Below are 22572 nucleotides of genomic sequence, written 5' to 3'. Positions count from 1 at the left end.
CGGTCGTGCGCGTAGTCGAACGCAATGCGGAGCATGTCGTCGTCGTGGGCGCCGGTTTGGCGGGTCTGTCGGCCGCCATGCATCTGGCAGGCCGCGGACGCGCCGTGACGGTGGTGGAGCGAGCCTCGGTGCCTGGTGGCCGCATGGGCCGCCTCGACGTGGACGGCTACCGGATCGATACCGGCCCGACGGTACTGACCATGCCGGATCTGATCGACGACGTCTTCTCGGCGGTCGGGGAACGGACCGCCGATCGCCTCGATCTGATGCCGGTCGCGCCCGCCTATCGCGCGCACTACGCCGACGGGCGCACCCTCGATGTGCACAGCGACCGCGACACGATGCTGCGGTCGGTCGCCGAATTCGCCGGTCCCGGCCAGGCGGACGGCTATCGTCGGCTGCGCGACTGGCTGACCCGGCTCTACCACGTCGAATTCGATCGTTTCATCGCCACCAATTTCGATTCACCCCTCTCGATGCTGACCCCCGACCTCGCCCGACTGACCGCTCTGGGCGGCTTCCGCGGCTGGGATCGCCGCATCGCCGAGTTCGTCACCGATCCGGATCTACGACGCATCTTCACTTTCCAATCGCTGTACGCGGGCGTCGCGCCCGACAAGGCGCTGGCGATCTACGCGGTCATCGCCTACATGGACACCATGGCGGGTGTCTACTTTCCGCGTGGCGGGATGCGGGCGTTACCCGACGCGCTCGCCGCCGCGGCCGAAGCCGCCGGGGTGCGGTTCCGCTACGACACCACCGTGACGAGCCTGGTGCGCGAGGGGTCGAGTGTCAGCGCCGTGCACACCGATCACGACGAGCGAATCGACTGCGATGCCGTGGTGCTGACCACCGAGCGGCATCGCGCCTACGCGCTGCTCGGCCATCGTTCGCGTCGCCCGTTCCCGGTTCGGGCCGCCCCCTCGGCGGTGGTGCTGCACGTGGGGTGTGATCGTGGCTCGCTCGACCTCCCCCACCACTCGCTGCTGTTCGGCGCCGCCTGGGAATCGACCTTCCGGGAGATCATCGGCGACGGCCGGGTCATGTCCGATCCTTCGCTGCTCGTCACCCGTCCCACCGCGAGCGATCCGACGCTGGCACCGGAGGGTCGCGAACTCCTCTACATACTCGCCCCGGCTCCGAATCTCGAGCGAGGCGAGATCGATTGGCCGAACTTCGCCGCCGAGTACGCCGAACGGATTCTCGCCACCATCGGGCAGCGCCTAGGAACCGCCGCACTCGCCGATCCCGAAATCCTGCGCGTGGTCACCCCCGCCGATTGGGCCGCCCAGGACATGCTGGCAGGCAGTCCGTTCGCCTTGGCGCACACGCTGTCCCAGACCGGCCCCTTCCGGCCCGCCAACATGATTCGCGGCATCGACAATGTCGTACTCGCCGGCGGTTCCACGGTGCCGGGCGTCGGAATCCCCCCGGTGCTGATTTCCGGACGCCTGGCAGCGGACCGCGTCACCGGACCCGTACGCACCGATCCCACCTCACCCATCCGCCCCTACAGCCGATCGGAGCCGAGATGACGCGCACCGAACTCGACGCGGCGGGGATCACCGATCCCTCGCTACGCGATTCCTACCGAATCTGCCGCGAACTCAACGCGCGCCACGGCAAGACCTTCTTCCTGGCGACCCGACTGCTCGCACCGGATCAGCGTCCCGCCGTACACGCGCTCTACGGCTTCGCCCGCCGCGCCGACGACATACTCGACGAATTCGATCCTCGGCTCACCACCGACGATCGCGCCGCTCGGCTCGGCACTCTGGCAGCACAATTCGACCGGGGCGACGCGGACGGCGACCCGGTACTGGCAGCGGTCCTGCACACCGCGGACAGCTATCGCATCGGCGACGAACTCTTCGACGCCTTTCTGACCTCGATGCGGATGGACCTCTCGGTCACCGACTATCCGGATCGTGCCGCACTCGACGTCTACGTGTACGGATCGGCCGAGGTGATCGGGTTACAACTACTGCCGATCCTGGGAACGGCCTGCCCTGAATCCGAGGCGGCACCGTACGCGGCGGCGCTGGGCAAGGCGTTCCAGCTCACGAACTTCCTGCGCGACATCGACGAGGATCTGGCGCGCGACCGCGTCTATCTGCCCGCCGACGAACTGGCCGCCTTCGGCGTGGATCGCGAACTGCTCGGGTGGTGCCGAGCCAACGGCAGGGTAGTCCCGAAGGTTCGTCGCGCGCTCGCCGCCCAGCACGAGACAACAAGGCGGATATACGAATTCGCCCGCGAAGGCATCCGATCCCTCGCACCGAGATCCCGACCGTGCGTATCGACGGCACTGCTGCTGTATTCCGACATCCTGGGCTGCATCGAGGACCGCGACTTCGACGTGTTCGGACGCCGCGCCACCGTCGGAAACCGACGACGCGTCCGAGTGGGGGCCGAGGGTCTGCTGAGGGCATGGTGGGCGCGCCACGGTGCGCGCGATCCACGTCCTTCCACGACATCTCACGCGGGTTCCCGGTCGAGCGGAACCGGGACGATGCGGTGAGGACCGCGCCCGCCGTCTACGGCACCGACGAGCGGAGGGTGCGCTACCCGGGTGCGCCCGGACTCGCCGACGTGGCGGTGGACGGCGTCCGGCCGCGCGCGGTGGTGATCGGAGCCGGGATCGCCGGTCTGGCGGCCGCGACCGGACTCGCCGAACGTGGTTTCCACGTCGAGGTGATCGAACGCGAACGCTATCTCGGCGGCCGAGTGGGCGGCTGGACCGAACGACTGCCCGACGGCACCGAGGTGGCGATGAACCGCGGCTTCCACGCCTTCTTCGCCCAGTACTACAATCTCCGAAAGTTGTTGGTGCGCAGCGACCCCGAGCTCAACCGATTGCGTCGCGTGCGCGACTATCCGCTCGTCGACTCGCAGGGGCGCCGCGACACCTTCCGCGGTCTGCCTCACACGCCCCCGTGGAACGCGCTGGCCTTCGCCTTCCGTAGCCCGACCTTCCGATTGCGTGATCTGATCCGCGTGAACGCGCGTGCCGCCGCACCTCTCGCCGCGGTGTCGGTCCCCAGGATCTACGAGCAACTCGATCATCTCGACGCGGAGACATTCCTGCGCGACATCAATTTCCCCCATGCGGCGCGCCACCTCGCCTTCGACGTCTTCTCCCGCAGCTTCTTCATCGAGCCACACCGGATGTCGGCCGCCGAACTCGCGACGATGTTCCACATCTACTTCCTCGGATCGAGTGAGGGACTGATATTCGATGTGGCACAGGACAACTTCGATATCGGCCTGTGGATACCGCTGGCGGAATATCTCACCGTCCCCGACGTGGCGGGTCGGCCTGGACGCGTGGAATTCCGTACCGGCGTCGGTGTCACGGGTATCGACAGCCGCGACGACGAGACCTTCCGGGTGACCGCCGACGACGGCACCGCTGTCGACGCGGACGCCGTCGTCATCGCCACCGATATCGCGGGTCTGCGTGACATCGTCTCCGCGTCACCGACGCTCGGGGATGCCGACTGGCGCTCGCGTGTCACGGCAGCGGGGATCGCGCCCGCCTTCGCGGTGCTGCGATTGTGGCTCGACCGGCCGGTCGATCCCGACCGGCCCGCGTTCCTGGCGACCGGAGACCTCGCACCACTCGACAACATCAGCGTGCTCGACCGCTACGAGAACCAGGCGGCCGCGTGGGCGCGCCGCAATGACGGAAGCGTCGTCGAGTTGCACGCCTACGCCGTGCCCGACGGCGCACGAGACGCGCTGCGTGGCCGTCTCTTGGCGCGTCTGCACGAGATCTACCCCGAAACCATCGACGCCGACATCGTGGGAGAGTGCGCGGTGTGGCGTCGGGACTGTCCACGGTTCGGCCCCGGCGATTTCGCGCGACGCCCCGGCATAGCGACACCGCATCATCGGCTGATGCTGGCGGGCGACGGCATTCGCGTCGACCTGCCCGTCGCCCTCATGGAACGCGCCGCCACGACCGGATGGCTCGCCGCCAATGCTCTGCTGCGGCAATGGGGCGCGGCCGAGCACACCGTGCAGACCGTCCCCGCCGATGGTCGCTCGGCGCTCCTGCGCACATTGGCCACCCACGGTGGTGGCCCCCGATGAGCCCCGGTCACGATCGGCCGAGACGCCCGAGTCCGTTGCAGCGTTTCTCCCCCGAGCGGTGGTCGAAACAGGAGCCCACCTATCGCGACGCCGACCCCGGCCTGATCGCGGCCGCGCTGCGCTGGTCCCAGCAACGCCCCTCCGGCAACTGGTTCGCCTTCGCCGCCGCCACCGATATCCGCGGTGACCGTCCCTTCGGCGCGGAGGTCGGGGGCGCCGAGATCGTCGCGTGGCGAGACGCCGCGGGTACCCTCCGTGTCGGACCGGGCGCGTGTCCGCATCTGGGCGCGCCGCTGGCCCTCGCCGCGGTCGAGGACACCGCGTTGATCTGCCGCTGGCACGGCATGCACGTCGGTGCGGGCGATTCGGGCCGCTGGTGTCCGTACCCGGCCTTCGACGACGGCGTCCTCGCCTGGGTTCGGTTGGACGCGCTCGGCGGCGAAACACCGACGGAGGCGCCGATTCTGGGCCCCCGACCGGCGGATACGACGGTGCACGCGGTGACGCGCGTGGTCGGCGTGTGCGAACCGCGCGACATCATCGCCAACCGTCTCGACCCCTGGCACGGCGCCTGGTTCCACCCCTATTCCTTCGCTCGGCTACGGGTCATCGGGACTCCGCCGCGGAAGGAGATCACCGTCGACACGCACCCCTTCGTGGTCGAGGTGACCTTCCGGGTGACGCGCCGATTCGGGGTGCCCGTGGAAGCCGAGTTCAGTTGCCCCGGCCCGCGCACCATCGTCATGCGCATTCTCTCCGGCGAAGGTGCGGGCAGTGTCGTCGAAACACATGCGACGCCGATCGGCCCCGGCCACGACGGCAGGTCACGGACGGCGGTGATCGAGGCGGTGATCGCCGACTCCGACCGGCCGGGGTTCCGGCACGCGCGCAGGGCCTTACCGCTGCTGCGCCCCCTGATGAACTACGCGACGACTCGGCTGTGGCGCGACGATATGGCCTACGCGGAACGGCGCTACGATTTGCGCCGTCGAACCGGCACCGTGTGAATTTCGTTCATACGGTCACTGTCAATGCCCTACTTGATCGGTCAGGGCGAGGCCCTCTTTGGCTTTGATCCGACGGTGCTCGAGGATCAGCCAGCCCGAACCGCCCAGAATGGCGACGGCGCACACGATCGCGGCGATGATCGCCCACCCGTTGAAGCCGTACGCCGCGGCGGTCAGGGTGAGCCCCAGAGCGACGATTCCGATCGCCCACAATACGATCCCGGGAATGTTGTAACCGTCCTGGATACCTTCACCGGCGTGGCTGCGCGAGGTCCGCGCGTGATCCGGGAAATTCACATACCCCTCCGGGGCCGCGCCCCGATGGTGGGTGCGTTCCGTTTCACTATCCGGCATGACAATTCTCCTTCGAACGCTGTCCCCGCCCACATCCTGGGGCTTCACCGTTTCGACGCGGGTAAACCGGCTCCCGATCATCGATCCCATTACGATCGAGACGTCACCGCTTTTCTCGGACCCGAGGTGGTCGTACCATACCCGACGCTTTTCGGAACATTTTACCGCAATGAATACTTCATTGACAGTTCACGGAGCCCCCGGGTACATTTGCGGACACTAAATTTGTTGCAGCACGGTCCATTCGGCATATCGAATAACCACCCACCGAATGTCGACAACGAAAAGGCCGGTCGCGTAGCGAGTACGACAACGGTACCGGGTCGTCATCAAAGGTCGCCGGTGAGCAGATCGGGCGGCAGCAGGACTTCGACGGACATAATTCGACTCACATGGATGGCTGTTATGGTCTTCGAGGATTCGGAATCTCGCGACCCGAAGCGCTATCTCTGGATCATGGGCACGATAGCTCCGGGTTGCGCACTGCTTCCGGTAATTCTGGTTACCGTCACCGGTTTGCAATTATTCTGGTGGATCGGCCCGATCATCGTCTTCCTACTGGTACCGCTGTTGGACCTGGCGATCGGCGACGACCACAGCAACGTACGCGACGAAGACTACGAATCCCTGTCCGAGGATCGGTACTACAGGTGGTGCACCTATCTGTTCCTGCCACTCCAGTTGACCGGCCTCATCGTCGCGGGATACCTGTGGTCCGACATCGGCTTGAACCTGCTCGACAAAATCGGGTTGGCGGCGACGCTGGGCGTCGTATCGGGTATCGGCATCAACGCCGCTCACGAACTCGGCCACCGTTCCGAACACCTCGAACGCCGGATGGCGAAGCTCGCCTTGGCGCAATCCGGATACGGCCACTTCTACGTCGAACACAACCGCGGACACCATGTCCGCGTCGCGACCCCCGCCGATCCGGCAAGTGGCCGATTCGGCGAGTCGCTGTGGGAGTTCTTGCCGCGCACCATATTCGGAGGCCTGCGCTCGGCGTGGACACTGGAGCGCGAACGCCTGTCCCGCAAGGACAAGCCCTGGTTCAGCCCCGGCAACCACATCCTCCAGGCGTGGTCGTTGACGTCGGCCTTGTTCGCGACCATGATCCTGGCGTTCGGCCACGTCATCATCCCGTTCCTCCTGCTGCAAGCGCTGATCGGGATCGTGCTGGTCGAAGCCGTGAACTACATCGAGCACTACGGCTTGCTGCGCCCACGCCGACCCGACGGACGCTTCGCCCGCTGCTCGCCGCGCGACAGCTGGAACAGCGATCGCCTGGTCACGAACGTCTTCCTGTTCCACCTCCAGCGGCACAGCGACCACCACATCAACCCCGGTCGTCGCTATCACACGCTGCGCGGCTACGAGCAGGCGCCACAACTCCCCGGCGGCTACGCCTCGATGATCCTGCTTGCCGCCGTTCCTCCGCTCTGGCGTGCCGTCATGGACCACCGGGTGCTCGCGCTCTACGGCGGTGACATCGCACTCGTCAATACCAAACCCGCGCCCCATCGCCGACTGCCACGGCTGCGACGAAGGACCGGTCGGCGACGCGGAGGGGGCAGCCCCCCGGTGCTGTCACCAGCGGATTCTCGGTAGCCGCGCTGTCAGCCGGACATCGCTTGACTCATCGATGTGACGGGGATCACGCTGAAGTGGCGGAGTGTATCTTCCGCTCCGCACTCCGACACACGAGAGGACGGAGCCATGTCCGGCAATCATCCATCCGAAGAGCCGCAATCACAGCGAGGAGCCGAGGGCTCACGGGATACCGGCTCGGACAGCCCCGGTGGCGGGCCCGCGGATCGCCCGGCCGGAGCGTTCGAGGAGGACGAAGTCACCTCAGCACCCGCGCAAGACCCGCACAGCGACAACCCGGGGTCGACCGGGACCCTGCCGCCTCACGACGCCGAACCGGCGACACCCCCGTACGAGGGCCGACGCACCGGCGCTGAAGAGTAGTTCGCCGGACGAGCCCGCTGCCGCCGTCGCATGTCAGGTCGTCAGGGTGAACTGCATGACGTCGAGATGCCCGCTGCGGAAGCGTGCCGCGCAGCCGGTGAGATACCTCATGTAGCGGTCGTACACCTGCTCGGAAGTCATGCGGACCGCTTCGTCCCGATGCGCCATGAGCGCCTCGGCCCACAGGTCGAGGGTCCGCGCGTAGTGACTCTGCAACGGCTGGATCCGCTCGGTGCCGAATCCCGCGCGCCCGGCCAGCCGGGTGACTTCGGCGGCCTGAGGCAACTGCCCGCCGGGGAATATCTCGCGTTTCACAAAGATATGAAACAAAGCGTCTTCACGGGTGACCGGGATGTTCATCCGCCGCATATCGTTGAGCGAATGTCCGATTATGGTGTGCAGTAGCATTCTGCCCTCCTCGGGCAGAATGCGACGACACTTCTCGAAGAAATCCGAATAGCGTTCGTGCCGGAAATGCTCGAAGGCCCCGATGCTGACGATCGCGTCGACATCGTCGTCGAACTCCTCCCACCCCTGGAGCCGCACCTCCGCGTTCTCGAGACCTCGGCGCTCGATCTGACCCACGACGTGATCGCGCTGGTTCCTACTGAGCGTCAGGCCGATCACCCGCACGCCGTAGCACTCGGCGGCGCGCAACATCGTTGCGCCCCAACCACATCCGATATCCAGCAGAAGCATGCCCGGTTGCAGGTCCAGCTTGCCGAGCGCGAGGTCGATCTTCGCCAACTGCGCCTGTTCCAGAGGAAGATCGGGCGGGTCGAAGTAGGCGCAACTGTAGGTCATCGACGGGTCGAGGAACAGTCGGTAGAACTCGTCGGACAGGTCGTAATGCGACTGCACATCCTCGTAGAACGGCTTCAACGCGGCCATAGAAGATCTCCCTGTGATCGAGACAGATTTCTGACTGCAAACAAAGCGGACGAACGGCCGAACTTTCGCACCCGCGGCACCGGACCGGCGTCGGGTCCGAGCCCCCCGTGATCACGGGAAGCGCACGTCGGTACTCGTGGAGGCAGCGTATACGTCGACATCGACGGGCAGGCCGATTTCCGCGAGAAGTTGCGAAACCGCCTGGAAACGCTCACGGAATTGCACAGTGCGCCAGTTCAGGAGCGCGGATCGGACGCAGCCACAGCCGCTGCGCCGGACCGGCAGGGAGTCTTTGTCAGGTCTCGTCCTGATCGACTCGCAGACGATCGTTGTCGGCACTGAGCTCGGCATTGACATCTTCGAGATCGAGGATGCGCCCGATGCCCGCGAGATTGACGCCCTGGGCGACCAGAGCCGTGATCCGGTGCAGGCGCGCGAGATCGTCGCCGCTGTAGCGCCGCGTCCCGCCACCGCTACGCACCGGCGTGATGAGACCGTGCTGCTCGTACAGCCTCAGGGTTTGCACGCCGATCCCGGCCAGCTCGGCGGCCACCGAGATCGCGTACACCGCATGCCCGGGATCGGGCAGCCGAGTCCCTTGCTGCTCACTTGTCATTGCGCCCCTCACTCCTGCGCTGCTATATCAGGTTTCCTATCGTAGCCTCTTGCACTGACCTTCCGACAGTGCTAAAACAAATCTATGCCAGATGGCAGAGGTTATCTGGAACGTACTACTACCGAGAATGGAGTGTGTTGGAGGTGGCGACCATGCTGATGCGTACCGATCCCTTCCGCGATCTGGACCGACTCACGCAGCAGGTGTTCGGCACTGCGGCCAGGCCCGCGGTCATGCCGATGGACGCTTGGCGCGACGGTGACGAGTTCCTCGTCGAACTGGATCTGCCGGGTATAGATCCCGAATCCCTCGACCTCGATATCGAGCGCAACGTCGTGACCGTTCGCGCGACTCGCCCCGCCCTCGACGGCAGCCGGTCGATGATCGCCGCCGAACGCTCCCGCGGGGTCTTCAGCCGTCAACTGTTCCTCGGTGAAGGTCTGGACACGGACAACATTCGCGCCGACTACACCGACGGAGTACTCCGACTGGTGATCCCGGTCGCGGAGAAGGCCAAACCCCGCAAGATCGAGATCGGACACAGCGACAACCGCCACGCCATCACCGTCTGACGCCGACGCCACGCTTCGTCGGACGATGCCCGCGGGTGGGTTCGAATCTTCGGACCCACCCGCTCACCGACGACATCGAAGGCCGTCCGGTCCACCACAGCACCTTTCGAACCCTCATTCCAGGAATGGCCGATCGTGACCACCGATGAAGCGGCGGGCCGCAACCCGACGGCGCCGCCATACAGACGCCTGACAGGCAGCTACCGTTTCTGGTTCGCCGACCAACGATGGGAATGGTCCGACCAGGTGGCGGCCCTGCACGGCTACCGGCCGGGCCAAGCCCGCCCGACCACCGAACTGCTTCTGGCGCACAAACATCCGGACGACCGCGCCGAGGTCGCCGACACTCTCGCCACGGTCGTCCGTACCGGACTTCCGTTCAGCAGCAGGCACCGCATCATCGACACCGCGGGGATCACCAGGCACGTACTGGTCGTGGGCGATCAACTGCGTGACGACGCCGGTGAGGTCGTCGGAACCGCGGGGTTCTACATCGACGTCACCGACAGCGTCCACGACCAACGCCGTGAAACCATCGACGAGATACTGCCCGACCTCGTCGCCGCACGGGAGGTGATCGAACAGGCCAAGGGCGCGTTGATGGCGATCTACGGCATCAACGCCGAACAAGCCTTCGATGTGCTGATCTGGCGCTCACAGGAAACCAACACCAAACTCCGCGCTCTCGCGGAGGAACTCGTCTCGGCGCTTCACGACTTCCACGGCGCGGAGGTCCACACACGCGCGCGCTTCGATCACCTGCTGCTCACGGTGCACGAACACACCGAAACGCACACTCCGCACTCCCAGAGAACACATCGCCACGACGGCCAGCGACGTCGGCAATCGATCGACAGGCAACACCGATAGCCGACAGCACGGGGTACCGGACATTCCGAAGTCGCCGGTGTTCATGCTCGCGCGGCGAAAGTATTTCGCGATTCGGAACCGAAAGTCAGCCCGCGAGGCGGTGCTCGACCGGCGCGGGTTCGCGCTGAGGCATATCGTCCGAACGCTCGGTTTCGAGCCCCATGACCCGTTTCCACCAGGTAGTCAGCGGGCTGGGATCGGGCCACACCACCACCGGGTCGTTCTTCTGGCCTGCGTTCGTGGTGATCTCGGTCGTCTCGCGCATATTCGCGTCCCTCGCTGATACTGGCCGGTGAGCCTCTACCACTCGTATCCCTCACCGATGAAACTTCGGCTGGACTGGCGTTCTACCCGCTCTTTTGGCGCTCAACCAGCATAGGCGGAAACTTTTCCCGCCGGACACGAATTCGCCACGCGCGCGAGGGTCCACCCACTCGTCGCGCCACCGGAACTCTCGTCTCGATACAACAGCGCGTCCGATGATTCATCGAGCCGACAGCGGGTATCCGCCTCGTGCGCGCGGGTCGACGCGGGTACACCGAAAGGTGCCACGCGGGCAGCGCCGCGAAACGCGCCTTTCATGATACCTTGCGTAACACATACTTGCGCTTCGCAATGGAGGTCTTCTGTGCTCGACGGTGTGCACCGGATGTCGCTGGCCCAGTCGGGTGGCGAGGGCGGCGGAGCCGCGTTGGATCAGGTCGCCGCCATGACCGCCGGTGCGGGCGTGATCGCGATCGCGCTGTTGTGGGTGGGCTATCTGCACCGTACCCGGCGGATCACGTGGTTGCGGCGACTCGCGGACGGTCTGGGACGGAAGTTCAACCGGCCCGGGTGGGTGGCGCTGCCGCTGACGATGTTCCTCGCGACGATCATGACCGCGCTGCTCGGCTTCATCTGGGATGTGAGCCTGCACGTCGGCAACGGCCGTGACGCGGGCCCGCTGGCCAATCCGGCGCACTATTTCATTCTCGTCGGGCTGTTCTTCCTCTTCACCGCGGGAATGTCGGCGATCGTGCTGCCGCTGGACGAGAAACCCGGCGCCGCCGCCGTCCGCATCACCCGCACCTGGTACGCGCCGGTCGGCGGAATCCTCCTGGCGGGCGCGGGGCTCTACGCGCTGGTCGGATTCCCGCTCGACGATATCTGGCACCGAATGTTCGGCCAGGACGTCACACTGTGGGGCCCAACGCATCTCATGCTCATCGGCGGCGCGGGACTGTCGCTCGTCGGCGTTCTGCTGCTCGAGTTCGAGGGCAGGAACAACCGGCCCGAACCGGATCGGCCCGACGGACGGTCGATGTGGCTGATCCGCGGGTTCGCCTTCGGCGGTCTGCTGATCGGATTGTCGGTCTTCCAGGTCGAATTCGATTTCGGGGTCGAACAGTTCCGGCTCGTTCTCCAGCCGATGCTGATCGTCGTGGCCGCATCGATCACCTTGGTCGCCGCCCGCATGACCCTGGGCCCGTTCAGCACGCTGGTCGTCGTCATTTTCGCCGTCGCGGTCCGCACCGTGGTCGCGGTACTCGTCGGCGGACCGATCATCGACGCGCCTCGCAATGTCTTCCCGCTCTACGTGGGCGCGGCCGTCGTGGTGGAACTGCTGGCGCTGGCCGCACCGCTGTTGCGTCGCCCGCTGTGGTGGGGCGCGGTGAGCGGACTGGGTATCGCGACGGTCGGGCTGTGGCTCGAATCCCGGTGGGTCGAGGCGATGTTCGTCGATCCGTGGCCCACGGCGATGTGGCCGGAACTGCTCGCCATGGCGGTGCCGGTCGGTATCGCGGGCGGGGTGATCGGCGCATTGCTGGCCACGGTATTGCTCGGACGGCCGTTGCCTCGGCCTCCGGTGCGCCGCGCCCTGGTCGTCGCCGCGGTCCTGATCGCGGCCGCGGCCACCACCAACGGGCTGCTCATCGAGGTGCCGGACAAGGCCGAGGCCACCGTCACGCTCAGCGACACAACACCTTCGGCGGGCGGACGGATGGTGCTCGCCGATGTCAGGCTGTCCCCCGGTGACCTCGTCGGCTCCGATCCCGAATGGATCCAGATCCTGTCGTGGCAGGGCGGGATCGGTGACGACAGTCCGGGTCGCGGTCTGGTCGTCGACCAACTCCGCCGGGTCGACGATGGGCACTACGTCTCCACCGAACCCGTTCCGGTACACGGATCGTGGAAGACCGTGCTGCGCGTGCAGGACGGTCGCCTCCAGGCGGCACTGCCGATCTTCATGGCCGCCGACCCCGGCATCGGGGCGCAGGAGGTCCCCGCGTCGACGACGTTCACCCGTCCGTTCGTCTCCGAGATCACCGTGCTGCAACGGGAACGCTCGTTCGACCATCCGTCCTGGCTGTTCGCCGCGGCGGGGCTGCTGGTGCTGCTGTGCAGCCTGCTGCTGGTGTGGGCGCTGTCGTGGGGCGCCGCCCGGATCAACGAGCGGTATCCGCACAGCGTCGCGACACCGGAACCGGTCGCCGGATGATCGCGGGCGAGGACCACGTCGACGTACTCGCCGATCATTCGGTCCTGCTCGCCATCCCGGCCTTCCTGCCCGCCCTGCTCGTGGTCGGCGTGGTGGTTTTCATCGCCGTACGCGACCGACGCGGCGACCACGACGACGAGCGACCCGACGACGCCGAAGACCGTGACGAGGAACTCCGATGACACTGCGACGCCGAGCCGCGGCGGTCCTGCTGGGCTGCCTGTTGACCGCGGGCTGCGCCGCCGCCGACCCCGCGGGAACCGAGTCCGCGACCACGACGGCACCGGGAGATCCGGCCTCGGTCGTGGTCGACGTGCGGATCGCCGCGGGCTCGGTGAGCCCGGTCGACCAGCGGCGTGAGGCGAAGGTCGGGCAACCGGTGGAGATCGTCGTCGACAGCGACACCACCGACGAACTCCACGTGCACGCGACCCCGGAACACACCTTCCCGATCGCCGCCGCGACCGGACAGCGTTTCCGTTTCACCGTCGACATCCCGGGACGGGTGGAACTCGAACTCCATCGCGCCCATCGCACGGTGGTGACGCTGCTCGTGCGCGGATGACCGTTCTGGCCCACGGGATCGGCGGGGCGAGCGACCTGCCGATCCCCCTGTCCTACGCGCTCGTCGGCGCGGCCTGGGCGCTGACGTTCTCGTTCGCGATCCTGCTCTTCGCGTGGCGGGAACCACGACTGGACCCGCGAAGTCCCGGAATCGCGCTGCCGCGGGTGCTGACGTGGGTCGTCGACGCGCCGATCGTGCGCGCGACCCTCTCCGCGCTCGGTCTGGCCGCCACGGCCGCGGTGCTCGCGGTCGCGTTCTTCGGGTCCTCCGATCCCGCCGACAACCCTGTTCCCGGCGTCGCCTACATCTTCGTCTGGGTCGGTGTCATGGTGGCCTCGCTGCTGCTCGGGCCGGTCTGGAAGGTGCTGTCCCCACCGCGCGCGCTGCACCGGCTCGTCTGCGGGCTGACCGGTCGTCCCCCGGAGCGCGGCCTGCTCCGCTGTCCGCGACGCTGGGGCCAGTGGCCCGCCGCGCTGGGGCTGTTCTCCTTCGTCTGGCTCGAACTGGCCTACGCCGACCCCGGCTCGGTGGCCGCGGTCACGACCTGGCTGGTGGGCTATCTCGTGGTGACCACCACGGGGTTGCTGCTCTGCGGCAGCGCGTGGTCGCGCTACTGCGATCCGCTCGAGGTCTACAGCACGCTGCTGGGCAGATCGAGCGCCATCGGCCGTGGCCGCGACGGCGAATTCGTCCTGCGGTCACCGCTGGACAACCTGGCGGGCACCCCCGCCCGAATCGGTTCGGTCGCCGTCGCCGCGACCCTGCTCGGATCGACCGCCTTCGACAGCTTCTCGACCTTCCCGTCCTGGCGCGCGCTGCTGGCCGACGCGGGCGGCGGTGAATTCACCGCGACCGTGCTGCGCACGCTCGGAGTCCTCGGATTCATCGTGATCGTCGGCGCCGGTTTCCATTTCGCGGCACAGGCCACCGGCGGGGTCTCCCGCGCCGAACGCGCGCGGCTACCCGCCCGGCTCGCCCACAGCCTCACCCCGATCGTCGCCGGATACCTCGTCGCGCACTATCTCACCTTCCTGGTGGAGAAGGGTCAGGCCACGGCCATCCTGTTCGCCGACCCGTTCCAGCGCGGATGGAACCTCGCCGGACTCGCCGACCGCGATGTCGCCTACCTGCTGTCCACGCACCCGGCCGTACTCGGCACGATCAAGGTGCTCGCGGTACTCACCGGCCATATCCTCGGCGTCGCCGCCGCCCACGACCGCTGCCTACGCCTGCTGCCGCCCTCGCATCGCCTCACCGGCCAGCTGACCTTGATGCTGCTCATGGTCGGTTTCACCTTCACCGGTCTCTACCTGCTGTTCGAGGCGTGACGCCGGAACGGGCGGCGCGGTGTGCGCGCTGTTTGCCCCCGTCGGGCCGGGGTAGATCCCCGTTGTCCTCGAAGCAGGTCGAAGGCGGCGCCCGAAGGGTTGAAGGTGATGTCATCTCCGGTCGAAATCTGCGACACCGACGGTGAGCCCGCGCGGCGGTCCGCGCCGACCGCCGTTGTGGTGGTGGTCCCCGCCCACAACGAGGAATCGCTGCTGTCGGGATGCCTGCGCTCGTTGAGACGCGCGGCCGGGGATGTCATGATCCCGGTACACGTCGTGGTGGCGCTCGATTCGTGCGTGGACAACTCCGCGCGACTGGTCCCGCCGACGATGTCACGGGTCTGGACCGAGGCCCGCAATGTGGGCGCGGCGCGTGCGGCGGGTTTCGCCTTCGCGGCCTCGGCATTCGGTAACGGCGGGCTCGAACGGCTCTGGTACGCGACCACCGACGCCGACTCGGCGGTGCCCTCGGATTGGCTGACCGCGCAGTTGTCGCATACCGACGAAGCCGACGTCACGGTCGGCACCGTCGCGGTGCGGTGGCGCGAACGTGACGAGCACGTGCGCGCGGAGTACGAGCGCCGCTACCGCCACCACCGCACCGCGGGCGGTCACCGACACGTCCACGGCGCGAATCTCGGATTCCGCGCCGACTGGTACCACCGCGTCGGCGGATTCCGGCCGATCAGCGACGGGGAGGATGTCGACCTCGTCGCCCGACTGGAGGCGGCGGGCGCGCGGATCGCCCGACCCGAGCAACCGGCCGTCCTGACCTCGGATCGTCTCGGCAACCGTGTTCGCGACGGGTTCGCCGGATACCTGAGCGGCCTGACGAGCGCGCCACCCGACTGCGCGTGAGGAGAACTGTGACCGAAACATCTGTGCACCACGATATTCCCGCCGACGAGGTGTCGCGGTGGCCGCTGCCCGGTTCGGGACGCACCGAAGCTCGATGGCAGGGGCTGACCGACCTCGCCCGCGCCGATGTCGTCACCGGCCGACTGGCCGAGGCGCACGCCGACGCGTGCGCGATCACCCACGAACTGCGTGCCGACTCGCCGCGACCGGGGCAACTGTGGGGCGTGTGGGCAGCCCAACCGCCCGCGCCGGTACTGCGGGCGAAGCCGCACGCCGACATCGCCCTGCTGTCGGGGCGCAAGATGTGGTGCTCGGGAGCGGGGATCTGCACACACGCGCTGGTGACCGCCGAAACCGAGGCGGGCGCGGCGCTGTTCGCGGTCGATCTGTCCGACCCCGGCGTCACCGTCGTCCCCGACACCTGGCACGGCGTCGGCATGAGCGGTACGGCGACATTCACCGTCGATTTCGACCGGGTGGCGGCGACGCCGGTCGCCGCACCCGGCGACTACGTGGCCAGACCCGGGTTCTGGCACGGCGCGATCGGTGTCGCCGCCTGCTGGTTCGGCGCGGCCGAGGCGGTCGCCGACAAACTCGTGAACGCCCCCGGCGCGGATCCCATCCGCGCAGCGCACCGCGGCGCCGTCGATGCCGCCCTGTACGCGGCGCGCTGCGCGCTGCGCTGTTCGGCCGCCGAGATCGATGCCGCCCCGGATGACATGCGCGCCGCCAGGATTCGCGCCAGGCGGGTGCGCGCGGTCGTCGAGGACGCGGCCACACTGACCATCGACCGGGTCGGTCGCGCGCTCGGCGCGGCGCCGCTGGGACAGGACCCCGTCCATGCACGGCGGGTCGCCGACCTCACCGTCTATCTCCGCCAGAGTCACGCCGAATACGATCTCGCCGACCTCGGATCCCTGGTCGGTCCTCGATGAGCAGTCAGCGATTCGCCGCGAGCGAGGTCTCCGATCCCGGCACACCGCTGCACGTGTGGCAGCCGTGGATCCGGCGTCTGCCCACTGTCGACCCCGCCGAATTCACCACGGCGCCTTTGCAGATCATCGCGCCGCATCCCGACGACGAAGTCCTCGGCGTCGGTGCGCTCGCCGCGTACCTCACCGACGCCGACGTCTCGGTATCGATCATCGCCGTCACCGACGGCGAGGCCTCCCACCCGGGCTCCCCCACCCGCACACCGGCCGATCTGGCCGCGGTGCGCCGCCAGGAATCCGAGCGGGCCGCCCGGGTGCTCGGCATCGACGACATCGCCTACCTGGGGCTGCCGGACGGGCGGGTCGGCGAGAACGAGGACCGGCTCGTCGCCCTGCTGAGCGAGCGGATCACGGTCGGAGCGACCGTGGCGGCGCCGCTGCGCGATGACGGGCATCCCGACCACGAGGCGACCGCGCGCGCGGCCGTCACGGCCGCACGCCGTCGTGGCGCCCGCGTCATCGAATATCCGATCTGGATGTGGCACTGGTCATTTCCCGCAGACCCCGCCATCGACTGGCCGCGCGCACGACGACTGGAACTACCGCCGACCACCGCCGCGCGCAAACGCGAAGCCGCCGACCACTTCCGGACCCAGACCCGGCCGCTGTCACCCCACCCCGCCGACCGCGCCGTGCTCCCGCCCCACGTACTCGAACGCCTCCTCGGAATGGACGAGGTCGTACTGCTATGAGTCCGCGCAGCGATCCGGAGTTCTTCGACGCCAAGTACCGGGCCGACCCCGACCCCTGGAATTTCGACACCGACTGGTACGAGATCCGCAAACGCACCCTGCTGCTGGCGATGCTGCCGCACCCCCGCTTCCGCTCCGCGCTCGAGCCCGGCTGCGCCAACGGACACATCACCACCGAACTCGCCCGACGATGCGACCACGTGACAGCGACCGACATCGCACCGCGCGCCGTGGAGTTGACCGGCATCCGCTGCCGTGACCAACCCAACGTCGAGGTCCGCGAGTGGGGACTGGGTCGAATGTGGCACTGGGAGAACATCTTCGATCTCGTTCTCCTCAGTGAAGTCGTCTACTATCTCCCCGCCGACGCGCTCACCCTCGCGATCGAGGACATGGCCTCCCATCTCCGGCCGCGGACCACCGTGGTCCTGTCCCACTGGCGTCACACCGAGAAGGACCACCATCTCGACGGCGACGAGGCGACCGGGATCGCGCTCGCCGCCTTCCCACACCGCTGCGTGGCCCGATATCTCGATGCCGATGTACGCATCGAAGTGGTCACCACGAACCCCTGAATCCGCCATGCGGACACCGACGGTGGGCACCTCACCGAACAGCCGACCGGACAGGTGATAGAACATCTGCGGCAGGTGGGAAGTTCTCGATCCCGACAGCGAACGGTAGGAACCGCGTGGACGATCATGATCTGGCAGCAGCGCTCGCCGATGAGGCCGGGAAATTGCTCTGCGATATTCGCGCGGAAGGTGGCGAGGTCGGCGACCGGCGCGCCAACGCGTTGCTGCTGGAACGGCTGGCTCGGGAGCGGCCCGACGACGCGGTGCTGTCGGAGGAGGCGCCCGACGATCCGATTCGCCTCACCCGGTCGCGGGTATGGATCGTCGATCCGCTCGACGGGACCCGCGAATACGGTGAGCCGCCGAGAGAGGACTGGGCCGTCCACGTCGCCCTCGCGGTCGACGGAGTGCCGGTCGTGGGCGCGGTCGCGCTACCCGCGGTCGGGCTGGTGTTGCATACCGGCTCGGCCCCCGTCGTTCCGGCAGCCGGTCCGGGACCGGTCCGGGTCGCGGTCTCACGGAGCAGACAGTCCGAGCAGGTGAAACACCTGGTCGACGCGCTGGGCGCGACCACGGTGCCGATGGGGTCGGCGGGGGCGAAGGCCATGGCCGTCGTGCGCGGTGACGCCGACGTGTACGCCCATTCCGGTGGCCAGTACGAATGGGATTCCTGTGCGCCTGTCGCGGTCGCGGCGGCCGCGGGGCTGCACGTCTCGCGCCTGGACGGGACGCCGCTGCGCTACAACCGCCCCGACCCCTATCTGCCGGATCTGCTCATCTGCCGACCGGAGTTGGCCGACAACGTCGTGGCGCACGTGCGGAGCCACTGATCCACGGCGACGAACCCGCGCGATGCCCGTTCAGACCAGGCCGCCGTTGATCCGAATATTCTGGCCGTTGACCCAGTGCCCGGCCGGACCGGCCAGGAACGCGACGACTTCGGCGATATCGGCCGGGGTGCCGAGCCGTTCGAGCGGCACCGCGGCGGCAAGTCGTGCCACGGTCTGCTCGTCTTTGCCGTCCAGGAACAGTTCCGTGGCGGTGGGGCCGGGCGCGACCGCGTTGACCGTCACGTCACGGCCGCGCAATTCGCGGGCCACGATCATGGTGATCGCCTCCACCGCGCCCTTGCTGGCCGCGTAGGCGCTGTATTCCGGGAACGAGGTGCCGACGACCGAGGTCGAGAAGTTGATGATCGCCCCGCCCGGGCGCACCCGGCGGGCGGCCTGCTGGTCGACGACGAAGGTGCCGCGGATATTGGTGCGATGCAGGTCGTCGAGTGCGGCCAGGTCGAAGTCGACCAGCGGGCCGAGCGCCATGCGGCCCGCGGCGTGCACGACCACGTCGACGCCGCCGAAGCTTTCCTCGGCGCGGTCGAACACGGCGGCGACGGCGACCTCGTCCGCGACGTCGGCCCGCACGGCGATCGCGGTACCGCCCTCGGCCGCCACGGCGGCGACCGCGTCCTCGGCGCCGGACTTGCTCCCGGCGTAGTTCACCACGACGCGGTACCCGTCCCGGGCCAACCGTTCGACGGTCTGCCTGCCTATGCCCCGCGATCCGCCGGTGACCACGGCGACCCGGTCGACGTACCGATCATCGGTCATCATGCGCCTCGTCTCTGTCGGTCGAACACGCGATTGCGGCCGGTCGATCGGTCCGATGCCCGGTGACCATTCTGCGCGTCGCGTCGGCGTCGGTCCACCTGTCGGGCGGCGAACGTTTCCGGGTCTCGCTCGCGAGTAGGGTCCCCCACGGGGATCACCTGTCCCCCGTGGACCCGGAGGAGGAGTGCCGCATCATGTCGCTGTTCGGGCGTGACTCCGAGCTGAAAGACCTGGCCGCACTCCTCTACGGTCCGCACGACCGCGGTGGCGCCCTGATCGTGGGCGAAGCGGGAATCGGCAAATCCGCGCTGGCGGAGGAGACGGTAGCGGCCGCGGCCGTCGCCGGGGTGCGGGTGCTGCGCACCGCGGGAACCGAAGCCGAGCAGCATTTCGGCTACGCCGGATTGCATCGACTGCTGCACCCGCTGCGCGGCGCGTTCGACACCCTGCCGCAACGCCAATACGACGCACTGGCAGCCGCTTTCGGTCTCTCGGACACCACGGGCGAGCCGAGCGTCTACCTGGTCGCGCTGGCCACGTTGACCCTGCTGGTCGACGCGGGCGCCGAGCGTCCGCTGCTCGTCGTCGCCGAGGACGTGCAATGGCTCGATTCGGCCACCGTCGAGGTGATCGCCTTCCTGTCGCGGCGCATCGACACCGAGCCCGTCGTCGTGATCGCCACACTGCGCGACGGCGGCACCTCGGCCCTCGACGACACCGGATTGACCCCGATACGTCTGGAAGGTCTGTCGGACGAACACGCGAGGACCCTGCTGAACGTCACCGCGCCGGGACTACCGCCGCCCGTCCGTGACCGGCTGCTCACCGAGGCGGCCGGAAATCCGCTCGCGCTGACCGAACTGGCGTCGGCCGCCGCCGATCTCGAGGAACTTCCAGCGGCGACACCCCTCACCGAACGGTTGCGCCGCGCCTTCACCGCCCGAGGTCTCGGACTCCCCGACCCGACCCGTTCGGCACTGCTCGTCGCCGCGCTGAACGACACCGATTCGATCGCCGAGATGCTGGCCGCGACCGCCGTCGTCGCCGGGTCCGCGCCGAGCGAACGCGAACTCCTCGCCCCCGCGATCGACGCCGGAATGGTCGCCGCCGAGGCCGGCGGCGTGACCTTCCGGCACCCGTTGATGCGGTCGGCGATCATCTCCTCGGCCACCGACGAGCAGCGCGGGCGGGTGCACTCGGCGCTCGCGGAGATCCTCGGTCACGCGCCGGACCGCCGCATCTGGCATCGGGCCGCGAGTGTGCCCGGTCCCGACGAACAGGTGGCGATCGAACTGGACGGCGTCGCCGAACGAGCCACACATCCCGGTGCGGCGGTCGCGGCACGGCACAGGGCAGCCGAGCTGAGCGCCGACGCGGGCCGACGCGTCGATCGCCTGCTCGAAGCGGCGGAAGCGGCGGTGCGGGCCGGGCGTCGCGACACTGCCGAACAGTTGGTGCGCACCGCGCGCACACTGTCCCCGACGCCGAGGCAGCAGGCCACCGCGCACTGGCTGCTCAGCGGATTCGAGGACGGCCTGCGCGAAGACCTCTCCCGCATCGGCGAATTGGCCGCACTGGCGAGTTCGGTCGCCGCCGAGGGCTACACCGACGCGGCGATGCGCATCCTGTGGGGCGCCGCCATGCGCTGTTTCTGGTCCGAACCGGGCACCGATATCCGTAGGAGACTGCTCGCTGTCGCCGACGACCTTCCCGTGCCCGACGACGATCCACGCCTGGTCGCGGTCGCCGCCTACGTCGCTCCCGTCGAGCGCGGAGCGCGCGTGCTGGGAAATCTGCGCGGGTTGGCCGCCGAGACCGGACGCGATCCGGAGGTCGACCGGTTCCTCGGCAGCGCGGCGTTACAGGTCGGCGCGTTCGACCTCGCCGCCCGTTTCGCGGCGGCGGCCGCACCGGGACTACGCGACACCGGACAGCTCGGGGCGCTGCCGCGCGCCCTCACCGTGCTGGCGTGGAGTTCGGCGCGCCTCGGCGATCTCGCGACCGCCGCGCCCGTCGCGGCGGAGGCCGAGGGGCTCGCCCGCGAGACCGGCCAACCGTTCATGCACGGGCTCGCCGTCGCGGTGCGCGCCGAGATCGCCGCGCTGCACGGCGACTACGCGCGGTCGGCGGCCCTGGCTTCGGACGCCGAACGAATCGGGCTCGCGGCGGGCGCACGGCCGGTGCTGGCCACTGTCGCTCTCACCCGAGGACTGGCGGCGCTGGGCGAGGGCCGATTCGACGACGCCTTCGCCGAATTGCGTCGGATGCACGACCCCGCCGATCCCGCCTACACACCGGCGCTGCGCTCGTACTTCCTCGCCGAACTGACCGAGGCCGCGGTGCGCGGCGGGCAGTCCGAGGCCGCGCGAGAACTGTTGGCCGAGCTGGAACCGACCACGAGGACGACACCCTCGCCCGCGCTGCACATCGGATTCCGCTACGCGCGCGCCCTGCTCGCCACCGAGGACACCGAGGACTTGTTCACCGCGGCACTGGCCGCCGACCTCACCGGCTGGCCCGCCGAACGCGCCCGGCTACAGCTGGCCTACGGCGAATGGCTGCGCAGGCAGCGCAGGGTGGTCGAATCCCGCGCCCGGCTGCGCGCCGCCAGGCAGACTTTCGACGCACTCGGCTTCGCCGCCTGGAGCGAGCGAGCCCGGCTCGAACTGCGCGGCGCGGGCGAGTCGAGTCCGGACCGCAGCGCCGACGCGGGCGAACGGCTGACTCCGCACGAATTGAGCATCGCGCGACTGGCGGCCCAGGGCCTGACGAACCGGGAGATCGGACAGCGACTGTTCTTGTCGCACCGCACCGTCAGCACCCACCTGCACCGGATCTTCCCCAAACTCGGCGTCAGCTCGAGGACCGATCTCGCCGCAGCGCTTCCCGTCCCGCCCGGCACGCCGCGACGACCTCACGCGGGTGAGGACGGGCGGTGACGCTCGAGGGGTGACGCTCGGGTGTGACTGCGTCATGCGACGTCACCCGTGCGCCCGCCGATGCCGTCGGCCGGTCCGGACCACCGTCCGGCACATCTCCGATGGGCTGAACAGGCACGTCGCCCGATTCCGATACTCGATGTCGACACGCCGGACACGAC

22 protein-coding genes are annotated in these 22572 nt (G+C 68.4%); 17 read left to right on the top strand and 5 right to left on the bottom strand.

The window, feature by feature from the left end:
• The first annotated feature begins 5 nt into the window (after positions 1–5).
• Genes crtI through DAT37_RS18365 form a run of 4 tightly spaced genes read left to right on the top strand, consistent with a single transcriptional unit; the run spans position 6 to position 5102 of the window.
• Positions 6–1535 (top strand): phytoene desaturase family protein, encoded by a 1530-nt coding sequence (gene crtI, locus DAT37_RS18380; protein ID WP_232839828.1) that lies wholly within the window; start codon positions 6–8, stop codon positions 1533–1535.
• Positions 1532–2521, top strand: coding sequence for a phytoene/squalene synthase family protein (locus tag DAT37_RS18375; protein WP_109525979.1), 990 nt, complete (start codon positions 1532–1534; stop codon positions 2519–2521). The genes crtI and DAT37_RS18375 overlap by 4 nt, the downstream gene beginning before the upstream one ends.
• A complete protein-coding gene (locus DAT37_RS18370; RefSeq protein ID WP_408637416.1) occupies positions 2518–4095 on the top strand; it encodes an FAD-dependent oxidoreductase in 1578 nt (525 codons plus the stop codon). The genes DAT37_RS18375 and DAT37_RS18370 overlap by 4 nt, the downstream gene beginning before the upstream one ends.
• Complete coding sequence (locus tag DAT37_RS18365) at positions 4092–5102, top strand: DUF5914 domain-containing protein (protein WP_109525977.1); 1011 nt, start codon at positions 4092–4094, stop codon at positions 5100–5102. The genes DAT37_RS18370 and DAT37_RS18365 overlap by 4 nt, the downstream gene beginning before the upstream one ends.
• Before the next feature lie 21 nt (positions 5103–5123).
• Here the strand turns inward: DAT37_RS18365 and DAT37_RS18360 are convergent, their stop codons facing one another.
• A complete protein-coding gene (locus DAT37_RS18360) occupies positions 5124–5456 on the bottom strand; it encodes a hypothetical protein (RefSeq protein WP_232839827.1) in 333 nt (110 codons plus the stop codon).
• Positions 5457–5852: 396 nt separating this feature from the next.
• Between DAT37_RS18360 and DAT37_RS18355 the strand changes: the two genes are divergently transcribed.
• Entirely contained in the window at positions 5853–7064 is a 1212-nt protein-coding gene (locus tag DAT37_RS18355) for an alkane 1-monooxygenase (protein ID WP_109525976.1), read from the top strand.
• 396 nt (positions 7065–7460) lie between these two features.
• Here the strand turns inward: DAT37_RS18355 and DAT37_RS18345 are convergent, their stop codons facing one another.
• Together DAT37_RS18345 and DAT37_RS18340 are read right to left on the bottom strand one after the other, a co-directional pair.
• The gene (locus DAT37_RS18345; RefSeq protein WP_109525974.1) at positions 7461–8318 is read right to left on the bottom strand and encodes a cyclopropane mycolic acid synthase family methyltransferase; all 858 of its coding nucleotides are present in this window, start codon (positions 8316–8318) and stop codon (positions 7461–7463) included.
• Positions 8319–8613: 295 nt separating this feature from the next.
• A complete protein-coding gene (locus tag DAT37_RS18340; protein ID WP_109526084.1) occupies positions 8614–8934 on the bottom strand; it encodes a MerR family transcriptional regulator in 321 nt (106 codons plus the stop codon).
• A gap of 152 nt (positions 8935–9086) precedes the next feature.
• On the opposite strand from DAT37_RS18340, the gene DAT37_RS18335 reads away from it, so the two are divergent.
• Both DAT37_RS18335 and DAT37_RS18330 read left to right on the top strand, forming a co-directional pair.
• A complete protein-coding gene (locus DAT37_RS18335) occupies positions 9087–9506 on the top strand; it encodes an Hsp20/alpha crystallin family protein (RefSeq protein ID WP_109526083.1) in 420 nt (139 codons plus the stop codon).
• Positions 9507–9641: 135 nt separating this feature from the next.
• Positions 9642–10376, top strand: a complete 735-nt coding sequence (locus DAT37_RS18330; RefSeq protein WP_232839826.1) for a PAS and ANTAR domain-containing protein — start codon at positions 9642–9644, stop codon at positions 10374–10376.
• A gap of 85 nt (positions 10377–10461) precedes the next feature.
• Here the strand turns inward: DAT37_RS18330 and DAT37_RS18325 are convergent, their stop codons facing one another.
• The gene (locus tag DAT37_RS18325) at positions 10462–10641 is read right to left on the bottom strand and encodes a hypothetical protein (protein ID WP_109525972.1); all 180 of its coding nucleotides are present in this window, start codon (positions 10639–10641) and stop codon (positions 10462–10464) included.
• A 384-nt stretch (positions 10642–11025) separates the two neighbouring features.
• Here DAT37_RS18325 and DAT37_RS18320 point away from each other — a divergent pair, with 384 nt between their 5' ends.
• The 9 genes from DAT37_RS18320 to DAT37_RS18280 all read left to right on the top strand — a co-directional run bounded on the left by DAT37_RS18320 (position 11026) and on the right by DAT37_RS18280 (position 18695).
• On the top strand, positions 11026–12855 hold the full coding sequence (locus DAT37_RS18320; RefSeq protein WP_109526082.1) for a hypothetical protein: 1830 nt from the start codon (positions 11026–11028) through the stop codon (positions 12853–12855).
• Positions 12852–13037, top strand: a complete 186-nt coding sequence (locus tag DAT37_RS18315) for a hypothetical protein (RefSeq protein WP_109525971.1) — start codon at positions 12852–12854, stop codon at positions 13035–13037. The genes DAT37_RS18320 and DAT37_RS18315 overlap by 4 nt, the downstream gene beginning before the upstream one ends.
• Positions 13034–13420, top strand: a complete 387-nt coding sequence (locus DAT37_RS18310) for a hypothetical protein (protein WP_109525970.1) — start codon at positions 13034–13036, stop codon at positions 13418–13420. Before DAT37_RS18315 ends, DAT37_RS18310 begins: the two co-directional genes overlap by 4 nt.
• Positions 13417–14748, top strand: coding sequence for a hypothetical protein (locus DAT37_RS18305; protein ID WP_109525969.1), 1332 nt, complete (start codon positions 13417–13419; stop codon positions 14746–14748). The genes DAT37_RS18310 and DAT37_RS18305 overlap by 4 nt, the downstream gene beginning before the upstream one ends.
• A gap of 108 nt (positions 14749–14856) precedes the next feature.
• Positions 14857–15606, top strand: a complete 750-nt coding sequence (locus DAT37_RS18300) for a glycosyltransferase (RefSeq protein WP_109525968.1) — start codon at positions 14857–14859, stop codon at positions 15604–15606.
• A gap of 35 nt (positions 15607–15641) precedes the next feature.
• Entirely contained in the window at positions 15642–16541 is a 900-nt protein-coding gene (locus DAT37_RS18295; protein ID WP_408637419.1) for an acyl-CoA dehydrogenase family protein, read from the top strand.
• Entirely contained in the window at positions 16538–17290 is a 753-nt protein-coding gene (locus DAT37_RS18290; protein WP_109525966.1) for a PIG-L deacetylase family protein, read from the top strand. The genes DAT37_RS18295 and DAT37_RS18290 overlap by 4 nt, the downstream gene beginning before the upstream one ends.
• On the top strand, positions 17287–17865 hold the full coding sequence (locus tag DAT37_RS18285; protein ID WP_109525965.1) for a class I SAM-dependent methyltransferase: 579 nt from the start codon (positions 17287–17289) through the stop codon (positions 17863–17865). The genes DAT37_RS18290 and DAT37_RS18285 overlap by 4 nt, the downstream gene beginning before the upstream one ends.
• Before the next feature lie 116 nt (positions 17866–17981).
• A complete protein-coding gene (locus DAT37_RS18280) occupies positions 17982–18695 on the top strand; it encodes a 3'(2'),5'-bisphosphate nucleotidase CysQ (RefSeq protein ID WP_109525964.1) in 714 nt (237 codons plus the stop codon).
• A 30-nt stretch (positions 18696–18725) separates the two neighbouring features.
• Here the strand turns inward: DAT37_RS18280 and DAT37_RS18275 are convergent, their stop codons facing one another.
• Positions 18726–19472, bottom strand: a complete 747-nt coding sequence (locus tag DAT37_RS18275) for an SDR family oxidoreductase (RefSeq protein ID WP_198654324.1) — start codon at positions 19470–19472, stop codon at positions 18726–18728.
• Between the two features lie 62 nt (positions 19473–19534).
• On the opposite strand from DAT37_RS18275, the gene DAT37_RS18270 reads away from it, so the two are divergent.
• Positions 19535–22411 (top strand): AAA family ATPase, encoded by a 2877-nt coding sequence (locus DAT37_RS18270; protein ID WP_232839824.1) that lies wholly within the window; start codon positions 19535–19537, stop codon positions 22409–22411.
• Positions 22412–22572 lie beyond the last annotated feature (161 nt).

The sequence above is a fragment of the Nocardia aurea genome, from assembly GCF_003123685.1.
GTDB lineage: Bacteria > Actinomycetota > Actinomycetes > Mycobacteriales > Mycobacteriaceae > Nocardia > Nocardia aurea.
This window is presented reverse-complemented; position numbering and strand designations above follow the sequence as displayed.

What these genes read in the sequence shown, in the direction of transcription:
- DAT37_RS18375 (WP_109525979.1), top strand. Translation starts at nt 1,532, where the DNA reads ATGACGCGCACCGAACTCGACGCGGCGGGGATCACCGATCCCTCGCTA.
- DAT37_RS18365 (WP_109525977.1), top strand. Translation starts at nt 4,092, where the DNA reads ATGAGCCCCGGTCACGATCGGCCGAGACGCCCGAGTCCGTTGCAGCGT.
- DAT37_RS18360 (WP_232839827.1), bottom strand. Translation starts at nt 5,456, where the DNA reads ATGCCGGATAGTGAAACGGAACGCACCCACCATCGGGGCGCGGCCCCG.
- DAT37_RS18355 (WP_109525976.1), top strand. Translation starts at nt 5,853, where the DNA reads ATGGCTGTTATGGTCTTCGAGGATTCGGAATCTCGCGACCCGAAGCGC.
- DAT37_RS18345 (WP_109525974.1), bottom strand. Translation starts at nt 8,318, where the DNA reads ATGGCCGCGTTGAAGCCGTTCTACGAGGATGTGCAGTCGCATTACGAC.
- DAT37_RS18340 (WP_109526084.1), bottom strand. Translation starts at nt 8,934, where the DNA reads ATGACAAGTGAGCAGCAAGGGACTCGGCTGCCCGATCCCGGGCATGCG.
- DAT37_RS18335 (WP_109526083.1), top strand. Translation starts at nt 9,087, where the DNA reads ATGCTGATGCGTACCGATCCCTTCCGCGATCTGGACCGACTCACGCAG.
- DAT37_RS18325 (WP_109525972.1), bottom strand. Translation starts at nt 10,641, where the DNA reads ATGCGCGAGACGACCGAGATCACCACGAACGCAGGCCAGAAGAACGAC.
- DAT37_RS18320 (WP_109526082.1), top strand. Translation starts at nt 11,026, where the DNA reads ATGTCGCTGGCCCAGTCGGGTGGCGAGGGCGGCGGAGCCGCGTTGGAT.
- DAT37_RS18315 (WP_109525971.1), top strand. Translation starts at nt 12,852, where the DNA reads ATGATCGCGGGCGAGGACCACGTCGACGTACTCGCCGATCATTCGGTC.
- DAT37_RS18310 (WP_109525970.1), top strand. Translation starts at nt 13,034, where the DNA reads ATGACACTGCGACGCCGAGCCGCGGCGGTCCTGCTGGGCTGCCTGTTG.
- DAT37_RS18305 (WP_109525969.1), top strand. Translation starts at nt 13,417, where the DNA reads ATGACCGTTCTGGCCCACGGGATCGGCGGGGCGAGCGACCTGCCGATC.
- DAT37_RS18300 (WP_109525968.1), top strand. Translation starts at nt 14,857, where the DNA reads ATGTCATCTCCGGTCGAAATCTGCGACACCGACGGTGAGCCCGCGCGG.
- DAT37_RS18290 (WP_109525966.1), top strand. Translation starts at nt 16,538, where the DNA reads ATGAGCAGTCAGCGATTCGCCGCGAGCGAGGTCTCCGATCCCGGCACA.
- DAT37_RS18285 (WP_109525965.1), top strand. Translation starts at nt 17,287, where the DNA reads ATGAGTCCGCGCAGCGATCCGGAGTTCTTCGACGCCAAGTACCGGGCC.
- DAT37_RS18275 (WP_198654324.1), bottom strand. Translation starts at nt 19,472, where the DNA reads ATGACCGATGATCGGTACGTCGACCGGGTCGCCGTGGTCACCGGCGGA.